Here is a 13,900-nt window from a genome sequence, read left to right on the forward strand (position 1 = left end):
GTTACTCCTCTCAGAACATCGTGCCGGGCAGCAGCAATGAGATGATCGGGAAAGCGATCAGCAGATAGAGTACTACCAGATCGGACATGATGAACAATATACAGCCCTTAAAGATCTGGTTGAGCGGCACCGCGTCACCGACGACCGATTTGATAACAAACACGTTGATCCCGACGGGCGGCGTCATTAGGCCGACCTCAATCAGCTTGACGATGATGATCCCGAACCAGATCAGGTCATAGCCGAGGGTTTCAATGATCGGAACCGCCAGCGGCAGCGTCAGCAGCAGAATGCCGATGGCGTCAAGGAACGTGCCGAGGATCAGATACATGGCGCAGATCATGAACAGCACCAGCGCGGGCGAGAAGTTCTGTGCGTTTGTCCAGGCGACCAGATCACTGGCAATCCCGGTGATGCCGACGAAAGAGACCATTAGCTTTGCGCCGATGGCAAGGACGAAGATGATCGCGCACTGGAAGGTCGTTTCACGAACTGCGTCCCAGAAGCCCTCCCACGTCAGCCGCTTCAGCAGGAAGCCGATGACGATCGTGACGCCCGCCGCGACTGCCGCCGATTCCGTCGCGGTCAGAATGCCGGTGTAGACGCCGCCGATGACGATGATGGCGATCAGCGTGATCGGCCAGATGCGGAGCAGCGCCTGAAGCTGTTCGCGGCCTGTTGCCGTGATATGGTTCTCCGGTGCCGCCTCGGGCCGTGCTTTCACCCAGACCAGAACAATGATGACATAGCCGACGACACTGATCAGGCCGGGAAGAATGCCGGCGACGAACAGCTTGCCGATCGACTGCTCGGTGAAGACACCGTAGAGCACCAGCACGAGGGAGGGCGGGATCAGTGAGCCAAGCGTGCCGCCGGCCGCAACCGATGCCGTGGCGAGCGATTTGCTGTAACCGAAGCGCAGCATTTCGGGAACCGCGATGCGGCCCATCGCCGAGGCGCAGGCCATGCTGGAGCCGGTGATCGACGAGAAGCCGGCGCAGCCGACGACCGAGGCAATCGCGAGACCGCCCGGCAGGCGCGGCAGCAGAATACGGATGGTATAGAAGAGATCTGTCGTGAACCTTGCCTTATGCGCGACATGGCCAAGCACGATAAAGAGCGGCACCATGGTGAAGGTGTAGGTCTTGATAAAGGAGAAGGGGTCGGTGCCAAGAAACGCCTGCACGGGCCGCATCGCGCGCGCCGGGTTGAAAGCCCCGCCCGGCGGCCAGGCGAAGATGATAAACATGCCGATGATGGAAACGGCGCAAAGCGCAAATGCAATCGGCACACGCAAAAACAGGAGGATCAGCAGGCCCGCGAGCACAGCAATCGCAAGGGTAGTCGGGTCCATTGTTACAGTTACCTTTCTGGGACGGGTTTCGCGGTTACGAAAGCAGGTCTTGGGCGGCGTCTGGATAGACGATGCGCTTTTTCAGGTTCAGATCTTCCAGCAGGTTCAGCAGCAGCCGGATGCAGAACAGGGCAACCGCAATCACGAAAACAAGTTTCGCCGGCCACACCGGAAGATACAGCTCGCCTTCGTAATACTGACCGCTGTTCCAGTCCTTGACGACGCCGAGCCAGACACACCAGAGAATGGTGGAGAAAATGACTAGGGCGATTAGATGCGCGAGCGCGCTGAGCGCCTGAAAATATTTCTTCGGCAGCCAGGCGGTGAAGACCTCAACCTCGATATGCGCGCGCCTTGCCGTCGCATAGGCGAAGGGAAGGGCGATTATGATGGGCATCAGGTTTTCCGCGAGCACCACATCGTCAGGGATAGGAAGATGAAAAAACGTTCTGCCCGCGACGGAAAGGCAAATCAGGGCGAGCAGGAGGACGGTCGTCAGCATCGAGATTTTGAGAAACACCGTCTCGATGCTGCCGATGACGCGTTCGACGAGAGAAACTCCCGTCGAACCGTCGTCAAGCTTGAGGCGAACCATCAGCTTTTGCCTTTATCCCACGGATAGCCGTTCTTGTTGAAATCGGCCTGATACTTATCGATCAGTTGCTGATAGTGATCCGCAACTTCGCGGGCGGGGAGGCCCTTTTTGGAGACGTTGGCAATCCACTCCTCGGCGAGGATCGCACCATATTTCTTGACCTCGTCTAGCATGCCGGGCGGCGGAGGCGAGTAGATGACGCCAAATTCGCCGCCGGGGGCGGAAAGCTCGGCTTTGGCTTCAACAACGCGGATGAGATGATCTTCAACGATATGGGCGTTCAGGTCGTTGGCGACCTCGCGGATCACCTTTTTGCGCTCGTCGCTGAGCTCATCCCAGAAATCCTTGTTCATGATGATGCCGTAGGCCATGACCAGCCCGAAGTCGATCTCGATCACATGCTTGGCGATTTCATACTGCCGGTAGCCCTTGATGGCGAGGTGATAGATCTGGTTGCAATCGACAAGGCCGGTCTGCAATGCCTGATAGACTTCGGTCTGCGGCATGGCGATGGTCGTCGCGCCCATGTTCTTCAAGACTTCGGTGTAGGGGCCGCCCGTCCGGATCTTGAGGTTTTTCAGCTCGTCGAGGGAATTGATTGGCGCCTTGCAGATGAGCTGGACGTTCCCGGCATTGAAGTTGGCGATATATTCGATGTTGTTGCGCGCGAACTGCTTCTTCACATCCTCGTTGGTGGTGGCGAGTTCATAGATCGCCTGCTGCGCGACCCAGAGGTTCGACGGGCCGATCAGCAGGTTACCAACCTCGTAAAGATCGAGAACGCCGGGGGTGTAGGAGGAAACGATCGATCCCATGTCGGCGAGGCCGGCGCCGACGATGCGCGGGATATCGGCGGGTGCGCCAAGCGAGCCGCCCCAGTGAATGTCGAAGATGATGTCGCCGCCCGAGCGGCTTTCGATCTGTTCCTTAAACCACATGATATTGTCGCCCATGCCGCCGCGGTTGGCGCCGAAATGCGCGTAGCGGATCGAGATGGGGTCAGCGTTTGCGCTAAGAGGCGCTGCCACAACGGCTGTCACGGCGGCGACTATGCCCGCGATGAGGCGTGTCGAGCGTCGTAACGGTTTCCAGAATGCTTTGATTTTCATACGTAAATTCCTCCCTTGTTAGATAGCTTATGTTATTTTTATGCAATTGATAGCATAACTCAAAAATCGCTGTCAATTCGCAATATCACGCGCATTTTGACCAAATACCCGATTAACTTCTTGACAGGAAAGGGGGTGGATTGCATAAAAATGCAAACGAAAGCATTACAATAACAGAATAAAATCGGGAGTATCGTTATGACGTCACCAACGCGGTATGGGCTTTGCACGATCCAGACGGACGCCGGGGCCACGCCGGCAATTGCGGTGGGGGGGAAACACTGGGAATTGGCGAAGGTCGCGCCGGAAATTAGACTTCCAGACGGGCTTATGAGCCTCTTCCCGGACTGGCAGGCGAGCGAGTCGGCACTTGCGAAGGTCGCCGATGCCATCGCCGCCGGCAAACATGGCGAGGGATTTGCTGTTGCCGATGACAAGTTCCTGCCGCCGCTGATGTATCCCGGAAAAGTCGTCTGCGCAGGCACTAACTATATTGATCATATCCATGCCGTCGGCCGCACCAGCTTCAGCAAGGAAGAGAATATCCCCGCAATGTTCATGAAGCCGCCGAAATCGGCGCTCGTCGGTGGGGGGCGGACAGCCCGCATTCCCACCAACTGCACGATGTATGACTGGGAGATCGAGCTCGGCGTCGTCATGGGCAAGCGCATCGATGTCGGAACGCCGGTCAGCCGCGATTTGAACGAGATTGCCGGCTATATGCTGACGCTCGATATGTCGGCGCGCGATTTCCAGCGCAACCCCAAGCATTTCGCGAAATCCGATCTTTTCATGGGCAAGGCGTTCGACACGAGCTGCCCTTCTGGTCCCTATTTCGTGCCGGCGAAATTCATCCCCGATCCGCAAGATCTCGATATGAAACTCTGGCGGAATGACAAGGTTGAACAGGATTCCAACACGAAGAACATGATCTGGTCGGTCTATGAGCTGTTGCAGGCGCTAACCGAGAATGTGACGATGGAGCCGGGAGATCTGTTCCTGACCGGAACGCCTGCCGGCACCGGGATCGAGACCGGCACCTACGCGAGCCGCGGCGACAGGATCGAGGCGGAAATCGAGCATCTTGGCCGTCTCAGGATCGAACTCTACTAACCAAACGGCAGGCAAACGATTGAGGGCGAGATGTTGACACAGGCAAAGGGCTGGGGCCCGGACGGCAAGCGCGCCGCCATCAGTATCACCTTTGACAACATGGGGGAGGCGTCGGAGCTGGAGCGCGGCCAGCCCCCCGTCATGGGGCCGAGCGGGAAGCATTCCTCGCTCGAAATTCTGCCCGATCTTCTCCGCATCCTCGACGGATCGAAAATCACCTATTTCGTCGAGGGGCTGAACTGCGAGATGTACCCGGATGTGATCCGGAGCGTTCAGGCGGCCGGCCATGAGATCGGCGTGCATGGCTGGCGGCATGAAAACTGGGGCACGACGGACGCGGCGCGGCGCGAGGATGCGCTCAAGCGCTCCGTCGCCGCCTTCCGAAGCCTCGGCGTTGACGTCAGGGGCTTCCGCCCGCCCGGCGGGAAAGTCGATGCGGCGGAGCTTCGCAAGGAGTGCCTCGCGGTCGGCCTCAACTTCGCCTCGCCGCTTGGCGATATCGGCGATGATACGAAGGACGCAGGCTTCACCTCTCTCCCGTTCGCGTGGCAGCATGTCGATGCCTATATGCTGCATCCCGGGCTGGGCGCGCTCCGTCAGATGTTCGGCGACCCCGAAGAGCCGATCTCCTATGACGAGTGGGGCGGTGTTGTTGACGAGCTGATCCGGAAAGTCAAACGCGAAGGCGGCCACGCAACGCTTATTTTCCACCCCTCCATGCTGGTCCAGAGCGAGAGAGCCGTTGAGATATTTGCGCAATTCGTGAAAACTGTGCGCGAGGATGCGGACATCTGGGCGCCGACCTGCAGCGAACTTGTCGGCTGGCTATCTGAAAACGGGCATAGCTGAGCGTCACTTTCGGATCGCTTTCTGCGACCCGGCGTCGTATCCTGCGGGGCGCGGCGCCGGGTTTGTGCATTTTGACCTCCACCCGGTCCCTCCGCGCGATGCAAAAAGCAAGAATAAGAATAGCAGGAGTTTTATCATGACCGCTTCGCAGCCCTTGGCGTTGTCACAAGGTATTGTCATCAACGATCGTTTCACCTCCTTTCCCGATTTGGAGGAGCGCGTGAAGCGCCTCGCGGGCGGGCTTGCCGCGCTCGGCATCAAAGCCGGAGATTCGGTCGCGATCCTGCTTCGCAACGATACGCCCTTTCTTGAAGTCACCTACGGGGCGATGCTGCTCGGCGCGTATGCCGTGCCGATCAACTGGCATTTCCGCACCGATGAAGTGCTCTACATCCTTGAAGATTGCGGCGCGAAAGTGCTGGTCGCCCATAGTGACCTTCTGATGGGGCTGGACGCCGATCTGCCGACCGGGATCACGGTGATCGAGGTTGATACCGCGGAAGATATCGTGGCGCGCGAGGTGACGATGGCGCGGCGGCGTGCACTGGAGCCGGCGACCCTTGACTATGCGGTCTGGGTTGACGCGCAAACGCCGTATGCCGGTCCGCCAAGCCCGCCGCCGCAAAGCATGATCTACACCTCCGGCACGACGGGACGGCCGAAAGGCGTCCGCCGCGATGTGCCGACGCCAGAACAGGTCGCAGCGGTCGCCCGTATGCGCTCGGAGCTTTACGGACTGACGCCCGGGCTTCGCGCCATGCTGGCGGGGCCGATGTATCACTCGGCGCCGAACGCCTTTGCGGTGCGCGCCGGGCAGATTGCCGAGCTTTTCGTCATTGAGCCCTATTTCGATCCGGAGCGTTTCCTGCAGGTTGTGGAGGCGCACCGGATCGATACGACCTTCATGGTGCCGACAATGTTCATCCGGCTGCTCCGCCTTCCCGAAGAGGTGCGCGCGCGGTATGACGTCTCGTCGCTTCGCCATGTGGTGCACGCCGGATCACCCTGTCCTGTCGACGTCAAGAAGGCGATGATCGACTGGCTGGGCCCGATCATCTGCGAATATTACGGCGGGACGGAGTCGGGGGCGGTGACCTTTATCACCAGCCCGGAATCGCTGCGCAAGCCCGGCTCGGTCGGGAAGGCCTTCGGCAATACGATCCTTCGCATCTATGATGATGCGGGCAATGTGCTGCCGGCCGGCGAGATTGGCCATATCTATATGCGGATGCTGGATAATCCCGATTTCACCTATCACAACGCGCCGGAGAAACGGGACGAGATCGGCCGCGACGAGCTGATCACCTGCGGCGACATGGGCTATCTTGATGAGGATGGCTATCTTTATATCTCTGATCGCAAGAACGACATGGTCATCTCGGGCGGCGTCAATATCTATCCCGCCGAAATCGAGTCAGTGCTGATCCAGCTTCCGGGCGTCAAGGATTGCGCTGTCTTCGGCATTCCGCATCCCGAATTCGGTGAAAGCCTGATTGCGTTTGTCGAGCCGTTGGACGGGATGGAGCTGGATATTGCGGCGCTGCGTCAGCAGATGGCGGAGAAGCTGGCGGGGTATAAAATCCCGCGGCAGATCGAAATCCGCCACGACCTGCCGCGCGAGGACAGCGGCAAGATCTTCAAGAAACATCTCCGCGCGCCCTATTGGGAGGGGGCGGGGCGGACGATCTGAGCGGCTCGCGAAATAAGACAAAAAAGCCCGGCATATGCCGGGCTTTTCATTTCACGGCGTCTCGTCAATGAGGCGCGTTACTTTTTCGCCTGAAGCGTGATCTTATTCTCCAGCAGGCTGTCGATTTCCGCCTGGCTGAAGCCGGCTTCGCGGAGGATGTCGACGCTTTCCTGACCGAGATGCGGGGGCACCTTGCGGATCGAGGATGGCGTTTCGGAGAAGCGGATCGGCGGATCCATCATGCGAAGCGTTCCCTCCGTCGGATGTTCCACCAGTTTCCAGAAGCCGGAGGCGTTGAGCTGCTCGTCATTGAGCAGCATTTCCTTCGACATAACGGTCTGGACGGGGATATTCTTCTCATCGAGGATCTCCTGCCACTCGGCGCAGGAGCGGGTCGCGATGATGTCGGCAAGGGTGCCATAGACCTCTTCCGAATGGGTGATCCGGGCCGCAAAGGTCTTGAAAATCGGATCTTCCTTCAGCTCTGGCCGGCCAGCGATATCGAAGAGATCAAACCAGTTGCGATCGGTATAGGGCAGCACGGCAAGATAGCCGTCGGTCGTTTTGTAGGGCTTGCGCATGGTATTGAGCAACCGCTCATAACCCATCTGGGCGATCGGCGGTTCAAACGCGGCGCCGTAGAGATGCTCGACCATGACGAAATCGACGAGCGCTTCAAACATCGGAACTTCAATCGCCTGTCCCTTGCCGCCGCGCTCGCGGTTGACGAGGGCGGCAAGAACCGCCATCACGAGGTTATAGGAGGAGGTCTTGTCAGCCATGATCGTCGGCACGTAGCGCGGCTGGTCCGAGGCGATGGTCATGAGATCGGTAACGCCCGACGCGGCCTGGATAATATCGTCATAGGCCGGCTTGTCGGCGAGCGGTCCCTCGGCGCGAAAGCCATAGGCGGCGCAGTAAATGAGGTTCGGGAAGCGGTCCTTGAAATTCTCATAGCCAAGGCCGAGCTTGCTGCAAACTTTCGGCCGCAGGTTATGGACGAACACGTCGGCCGTTTCGATCACCCGAAACAGCGCTTCTTTCCCCTCCGGCTTCGTCAGGTCGAGAACGATGCTGCGCTTGTTGCGGTTAGTCGCGAGAAAAAGCGAGCCCATGTTGGGATTGCGTTTCGGGCCGGACTGCCGCGTCGTATCGCCCTGCGGCGTTTCCACCTTGATGATATCGGCGCCCATATCGCCAAGGATCTGGGTTGCCCATGGACCCATAATGACCGTCGTCAATTCCACCACGCGAATGCCGTCTAACGTGCCTGCCATTTTTATTTCCTGTTCATTAGGTTACTTAGAGATCATTGCCGTCGCGGCGGCGCTGAAGTTGTCAATTCGTCCGCCGTCTGAAAATTTTCCGCCAAGAAGCCGAGTGGATTCCGGAGCGGCATTGATTACGAGCGTTGCATTTTTATCCTTGTTTTTAACTATCGCTCTTTCGTTCTTAACGCCCGGGCGACGCCGTCCTGCCAACCGGTGCAAGGCGCAGCGGTCGCTCACCTTGCCGGATATTTCGCGGCGTCGTCCCATGCTAACTGTGTAGCGGATCAAAACGGGACTTTCAACTTTATCGAGGACGGCGGGATGAAAATTCATCGTGCGGCAATCCGACCCCTCAGCGTTTGCCCGGCAGGATCCCCATCTCCTTGCAGATGACCTGCAGCATCACCTCGTTGGCGCCGCCGCCGACGGCCGTCTGGCGCGCCTCGCGATAGATGCGGGTGATGAAATTGTCGTTCATGAAGCCCTGGCCGCCCCAGAACTGCGTCAGCTCGACAGGGATTTCCATCGACAGCCGGCCGATGAGATATTTCGCCATGCTGGCGAGCTTGGTGACATTCTCGCCTGCGACATACTTCTCGGTCGCCTGATAGAGCAGGGCGCGGACAGATTCGATCTTCGCCTGGAACTCGGCGATCTTGAAGTGGATGACCTGATTGTCGAGCAGCGGCTTGCCAAAGGCGACGCGCTGCGAGAGGTACTCGACCGTCTCCTCGATCGCGAGCTCCAGAAAGCGGATGGAGCGGGCGACGACGAACAGCCGCTCCTCCTGGAACTGCTCCATCTGATAGATGAAGCCCTTGCCTTCCTCGCCGATCAGGTTGCGCTGTGGCACCCGCACGTCATCGAAGAAGAGAAGGGCGGTGTCGGAGGATTTGTAGCCCACTTTGTCGAGCTTCTTGCCAACCGAGACGCCCTTCGCCTTCAGGGGCACGATGATCAGCGACTTGTTGCGATGCGGACCGTTCTCGGTCGAGGTATTGCAAAGCAGGCAGATCCAGTCACCCTGCACACCATTGGTGATCCACATTTTCGAGCCGTTGATCACATAATCATCGCCGTCTTTGCGGGCGGTCGTCTTCAGATTGGCAACGTCTGAGCCTGCGCCGGCCTCGCTCACCCCAATGCAGCCGACGAGATCGCCTGCGATGGTGGGGGCGAGATATTCGCGCTTCAACTCTTCCGAGCCGTAGTTGGTGAGCGCCGGGGTGCACATATTGGTCTGGACGCCGATGGCGGAGCATATGCCCATGGTGCGGAGATTGCCAAGCTCTTCAGCGAAGGCGACCTCAAAGGAAAAGTCGAGCGCCGATCCGCCATATTCCACCGGCTTGCCGATGCCGAGCAGGCCCGCATCGCCGAGCCGCTTCATCACCTGATGGGCGGGGAAAATGCCTTCTTCCTCCCACTGGTCGATATGCGGGTTGATATGTTCATCGACAATCCGCCGGGTGACGCGACGGATTTCATCATGCTCATGGGTCCAGATCATTTTTATTGCCTTTATATTGGACGGATGGGTGTCGAGGGCGGGGGTTATATCTCCAGCCAGCCCTGGATCACCACATCGTCATTCTGGGTTTTGACATAGACGTCATAGCGGTTCGGGTTGTCGGCCGACTGTTCGCCGCCCGCCGTCACGATATCCCCGTTGCGAACCGGCTTGGAGAAGCGCACATTCATCTTTGCGCCCGCGACGGCCTCTTTCCCGAGCGTACGCGTCGCCGACTGCCAGATCAGCGAGAGCGACATCGTGCCATGCGCGATCACATCGCCGAACGGGGTCTTTTTCGCAAACTCCGGATCGACATGGATCGGGTTGAAGTCGTCGGTGATCTTTGCGTATTTCTGGATCGCCTCAGGGTCGACCTTGAGGCTGGCTTCCACAAGTTTCTGCATCCTCATCCTCCCCAGATGATGCCCATCAGGCCGGTGAACAGCAGATTGCCGTTCTGGTCCTTCGAGCGGGTTTCAAAATGGACCCAGTTATTGTTTTTCCGCGTCTCTTTCGCCCGGCAGATCGTCGTCGTGATGATATCATCGCCGAGTTTGGGGAGCCGGTGCACGGTAAATTCCTGCGTGCCGTGGATATTGCCCTTCGGGCGCGGCTGCACGGTCGCAAGAAAAGCGCGCATGGTGATGGCCGAGATCAGGCTCGGCGGCAGATCAGGCAGCAGCTCCCTGTCACCCGGGAAGAGATCGAGGAAGTCGGCTGCGGTCTCTTCGTTGAAGGGCTGGACATTCTCGCCGATGGTCTGGTCCGGCTGTAAGGCATCGAATGTGTACATGGGGCTTACTTTCCAACCGCCTTCGCCTGCGGGATTTTCTGATCGCCCCGCTGTTCATAGACAAGCTCGATCTCCATGCCGAAGCGCACGTCTTCGGGCGCGCAGCCGATGACATTCATCATCGCGCGCACGCCTTCTTCAAGATCGATGAGGGCGAGCACATAGGGCAGATCCTCCTTGAAGGCCGGGCTTGGCGCATGGTTGACGACGGTGAAGGTCTTGACCTTGCCGCGGCCGCTCGCCTCGCGCCATTTAAGATCGTGGCTGTTGCAATGCTTGCAGAGCGCGCGGGGGTAGAACTGCGTCTTGCCGCAGGCGTTGCATTCCTGGATAAGGAATCTTTCCTCATTGCAGGCTTCCCAGAAGGGCGCGGTGTCGGGGTTTGCGACCGGAACCGGTTTCATTGTCATATCAATTCCTCCCGAGAACGATGGAGCAGTGGGCGGAGAGAATGCCGCCGTCGCCATGCACAAAGGCGACCTCGCAGTCTTCAACCTGCCGGTTTTCCGCTTCGCGCCGCAGCTGGCGCACGGCCTCGACCACATGGAACATGCCACCGGCGGCGCCCGAATGGGCGTAGCTCATGAGGCCGCCGTGGGTGTTGCAGGGCAGCTTGCCGCCGAGCTTCAGCGCGCCCGCGAGGCAGGCCGGGCCGGCTTCGCCGCGCTCGAAAAAGCCGATCGATTCAAGCTCGACCAGCAGCGTGATGGTGAAGCTGTCATAGATCTCCGCGACATCGACATCCTTCGCCGTGATGCCGGCGCGCTCGAACGCCATTTTCGCCGCGCTCTTGCAGCCGAAATCGACGAGCGAGGGGGCTGCCATGATATGCTCATGCGTATGGCCCTGGCCTGTGCCCATGATCTCGATCGCCTTCTTCGGGCGATCTTTCGCGGCATCGGCCGCGCTCACCACGATGGCCGCGCCGCCGTCGGAGATGAGGCAGCAGTCGAGCACATGCAGCGGCGAGGCGATGATGCGGCTGTTCAGCACGTCATCGATGGTGATCGGCTTCTTCATATGCGCCTTGCTGTTCATGCTGGCGTATTCGCGGGCGGTGACGGAGATGGACGCGAGATGCTCCGACGTCACGCCATATTCATGCATGTAGTTCTGGGCGACCAGCGCATAGGCGGCGGGAACGGACATGCCGTAGGGGTGCTCGAACTGGCCATGGCCCACTTTCGCGAGCGTCGCGACGGCGCCGCCCTTCGGCATGCCGGTCATGCGGTTGTCGCCGGTGACGACGAGCACATGCTTGCAGATCCCGGCCTCGACCAGCGCGGCGGCCTGCATGACCATGACGCAGGCGGTGGCGCCGCCAACCTCGATGGCGGCGTTGAACTTGGGCTGGATATTCATGTATTCGCAGAACACCGAGCTCAGCATCAGATGCGGTTCGGTGAAGGAATAGGCGCAGAGGACACCGTCAATGTCGGCCTTGGTGAGGCCCGCATCGGCAAGGGCGCCAAGCGCCGCTTCGGCATGCAGGCCCATACAGCTGCTGCCGGGAAGGGCGCCGACATCGGTGTCGTAGACGCCCGTAATCATTGCTTTTTTCATATTGTCGAGACCTTTACTTTATTTTTTCATTGTCCCAGTTGAAGCGAAGCGGCTTCTTGCCGAGGAAGCGGGCGACGGCGTCGCGGTGATACTCGGATTCCATGCACATCGCCTGCGCATAGTTTTCCATCTCCGAGAGCGCCCGCTGATCGAGTTCAAAGGCTTTGTTGAGGATCGTCTTCGACATGCCGATTGCATCGCGCGAGGCATTGCGGAACTGGCCGGCGAAAGTCAGCGCATGCTCAAGCAGCTTGTCGCCCGCAATGATATCGCGGATCATGCCAAGGGATTTCGCCTCTTCCGGCTCAACCGTGCGCGCGGTGAAGATGATGTCTTTTGCCGCCGCCATGCCGACAAGACGGGGCAGGGTGTAGAAACCGCCAAGGTCGGGAACGAGGCCGATCCGTCCGAACACCGCGCAGAAGCGGGCGCGCGGCGAGGCAAAGATGAAATCGGCGGCAAGGGCGAGGTTGAAGCCCGCGCCAAAGGCCGGGCCATCGACGGCGGCAATGACCGGGAGCTCGAGATCGACCAGTTCGCGGAACCACAGATGCAGATCCTGAACGCGGGTGCGGTTCTCGGTAATGGGACGGCGGTTCTCGCTCAGCGACTTGAGGTCGCCGCCGGCGCAGAACGCGCCATTTGCCCCCGTCAGGACGAGCGCCGCAAGATCCTTGTCATGGCGGATTTCGAGGATAATCTCCGTCAGATCCGCCCGCATCTGCAGGTTCAGCGCATTGCGGGCATCCGGGCGGTCGAGGGTGATCAGGCCGACCCGGTCGATGATCTGGTAGCTCAATGTTTCCAGTTTTCTTATTTCACTCATTGTATCTGGCTCCCTGTCTGCCTTAAGGCATTGTTATAGATCGAGGCTGCGGGCGATGATGTTGCGCTGGATTTCGCTGGTTCCCTCGCCGATGACATAGACGAACGCATCGCGGTGGAAGCGGCCGACCGGATATTCGCGCATGATGCCGGCGCCGCCGTGAATGCGGATCGCCTGCTCCGAGACCTTGAGGGCGACTTCGGACGAGATCAGCTTGGCCTTAGAGGCAATCGGGTTGGTCAGCGTTTCCTGATCGACGCACCAGGCGGCGTGATAGACGATCCATTTCGCCGCTTCGATTTCCGCGGCCATGTCGGCGAGCTTGTGGGCAATCGCCTGGAAGTCGCCAACTTTCCGCTCGCCGATCTTCCGATCGCGGGCATAGGAGACGGAGGCATCCAGCGCGGCGCGCGCAATGCCGAGGGAGTTTGCCGCAACCCCAACGCGATTCTCGGTCAATGATTCGAGGATAACCGGGTAGGTTCCGGTCTCTCCGCCGAGCAGACAGTCATCGGGGACGAACGCATCGTTAATAAAAATGAGGCCGGTCTCCGAGCTGCGGATGCCTTCCTTCTTGAGCTTGTGGATTTCAAACCCCTTGTTTGGCATTTCAACTATAAATAGACTGATCGAAGAGGGCTTCTGTTCGGGGGCGGTGCGCGCCGCGACCAGGATGAAGTCGGCGATTGGCGCATTGGTGATATACATTTTGGAGCCGTTCAGCTTCCAGCCGCCATCGACCTTCTCGGCGCGGGTTTTCAACGCGCGGATATTTGAGCCGACGTCCGGTTCACTAAGGCCGAACGCGGCGATTTTGTCGCCCGCGATGGCAGGTTTGAAAAAGCGCTCCTTCTGATCTTCGGTGCCGATTTTCCAGATCGGCCAGATGCCGAGGTGGGAATGGGCGGACATGCTGGAGGCGAAGGCCTGGCTGACATAGCTCAGCTCTTCGCGGATAATACAATCGCTGATTTTATCCATTCCGGTGCCGCCACTTTCAACCGGATATCGCGTCCCGAGTATTCCGAGATCACCCCATTTTTTGAACATTTCCTTTGGAAATGTCTCCGTTTCTTCGGCTTCAAAAACGAGAGGTTTTATTTCTGTCTCGCAAAAACGCTTGATCGTTTCACGAATTTGTTGTTGTTCCTCTGTGAAGGTGAAGTCCATGAAGATGGCTCCCTGTGCTACCGGCGTTATTGATAAAGATGTCAAAAGTTGTTC

Annotated in this window: 15 protein-coding genes; 3 read left to right on the forward strand and 12 right to left on the reverse strand. The window is 58.9% G+C overall.

The features are described from left to right. Positions 1-10 precede the first annotated feature (10 nt). Genes V7Z56_RS01255 through V7Z56_RS01265 form a run of 3 tightly spaced genes read right to left on the reverse strand, consistent with a single transcriptional unit; the run spans position 11 to position 3,058 of the window. A complete protein-coding gene (locus tag V7Z56_RS01255; RefSeq protein WP_334127524.1) occupies positions 11-1,354 on the reverse strand; it encodes a TRAP transporter large permease in 1,344 nt (447 codons plus the stop codon). Positions 1,355-1,388: 34 nt separating this feature from the next. Further along, positions 1,389-1,949 (reverse strand): TRAP transporter small permease, encoded by a 561-nt coding sequence (locus V7Z56_RS01260; RefSeq protein WP_334127525.1) that lies wholly within the window; start codon positions 1,947-1,949, stop codon positions 1,389-1,391. Continuing rightward, positions 1,949-3,058 carry a C4-dicarboxylate TRAP transporter substrate-binding protein gene (locus V7Z56_RS01265; RefSeq protein ID WP_334127526.1) on the reverse strand — a complete coding sequence of 370 codons (1,110 nt, stop codon included), beginning with the start codon at positions 3,056-3,058 and terminating at the stop codon, positions 1,949-1,951. Before V7Z56_RS01265 ends, V7Z56_RS01260 begins: the two co-directional genes overlap by 1 nt. A 198-nt stretch (positions 3,059-3,256) precedes the next feature. Between V7Z56_RS01265 and V7Z56_RS01270 the strand changes: the two genes are divergently transcribed. From V7Z56_RS01270 to V7Z56_RS01280, 3 genes are all read left to right on the forward strand, one after another. Next, a complete protein-coding gene (locus V7Z56_RS01270) occupies positions 3,257-4,171 on the forward strand; it encodes a fumarylacetoacetate hydrolase family protein (protein ID WP_334127527.1) in 915 nt (304 codons plus the stop codon). Positions 4,172-4,201: 30 nt separating this feature from the next. Continuing rightward, a complete protein-coding gene (locus V7Z56_RS01275; RefSeq protein WP_334127528.1) occupies positions 4,202-5,020 on the forward strand; it encodes a polysaccharide deacetylase family protein in 819 nt (272 codons plus the stop codon). 136 nt (positions 5,021-5,156) lie between these two features. Further along, the gene (locus tag V7Z56_RS01280) at positions 5,157-6,710 is read left to right on the forward strand and encodes an acyl-CoA synthetase (RefSeq protein WP_334127529.1); all 1,554 of its coding nucleotides are present in this window, start codon (positions 5,157-5,159) and stop codon (positions 6,708-6,710) included. A gap of 77 nt (positions 6,711-6,787) precedes the next feature. Here the strand turns inward: V7Z56_RS01280 and V7Z56_RS01285 are convergent, their stop codons facing one another. The 9 genes from V7Z56_RS01285 to V7Z56_RS01325 are packed head-to-tail and all read right to left on the reverse strand — an operon-like array spanning position 6,788 to position 13,852. Further along, complete coding sequence (locus V7Z56_RS01285; RefSeq protein ID WP_334127530.1) at positions 6,788-7,987, reverse strand: CaiB/BaiF CoA transferase family protein; 1,200 nt, start codon at positions 7,985-7,987, stop codon at positions 6,788-6,790. A 21-nt stretch (positions 7,988-8,008) separates the two neighbouring features. Next, positions 8,009-8,314, reverse strand: coding sequence for a hypothetical protein (locus tag V7Z56_RS01290; RefSeq protein WP_334127531.1), 306 nt, complete (start codon positions 8,312-8,314; stop codon positions 8,009-8,011). A 19-nt stretch (positions 8,315-8,333) separates the two neighbouring features. Next, entirely contained in the window at positions 8,334-9,491 is a 1,158-nt protein-coding gene (locus V7Z56_RS01295) for an acyl-CoA dehydrogenase family protein (RefSeq protein WP_334127532.1), read from the reverse strand. 44 nt (positions 9,492-9,535) lie between these two features. Beyond that, positions 9,536-9,898, reverse strand: coding sequence for a MaoC family dehydratase (locus tag V7Z56_RS01300; RefSeq protein ID WP_334127533.1), 363 nt, complete (start codon positions 9,896-9,898; stop codon positions 9,536-9,538). 2 nt (positions 9,899-9,900) lie between these two features. Beyond that, positions 9,901-10,287, reverse strand: coding sequence for a hypothetical protein (locus tag V7Z56_RS01305; protein ID WP_334127534.1), 387 nt, complete (start codon positions 10,285-10,287; stop codon positions 9,901-9,903). Positions 10,288-10,292: 5 nt separating this feature from the next. Beyond that, positions 10,293-10,697 (reverse strand): Zn-ribbon domain-containing OB-fold protein, encoded by a 405-nt coding sequence (locus V7Z56_RS01310; protein WP_334127535.1) that lies wholly within the window; start codon positions 10,695-10,697, stop codon positions 10,293-10,295. 1 nt (position 10,698) lies between these two features. Next, on the reverse strand, positions 10,699-11,850 hold the full coding sequence (locus V7Z56_RS01315; protein WP_334127536.1) for a thiolase family protein: 1,152 nt from the start codon (positions 11,848-11,850) through the stop codon (positions 10,699-10,701). Between the two features lie 13 nt (positions 11,851-11,863). Next, entirely contained in the window at positions 11,864-12,676 is an 813-nt protein-coding gene (locus V7Z56_RS01320) for an enoyl-CoA hydratase/isomerase family protein (protein ID WP_334127537.1), read from the reverse strand. A gap of 33 nt (positions 12,677-12,709) precedes the next feature. Further along, the gene (locus V7Z56_RS01325; RefSeq protein WP_443023731.1) at positions 12,710-13,852 is read right to left on the reverse strand and encodes an acyl-CoA dehydrogenase family protein; all 1,143 of its coding nucleotides are present in this window, start codon (positions 13,850-13,852) and stop codon (positions 12,710-12,712) included. Positions 13,853-13,900 lie beyond the last annotated feature (48 nt).

This window comes from Sneathiella sp., from assembly GCF_036844445.1.
Classification (GTDB): domain Bacteria; phylum Pseudomonadota; class Alphaproteobacteria; order Sneathiellales; family Sneathiellaceae; genus Sneathiella.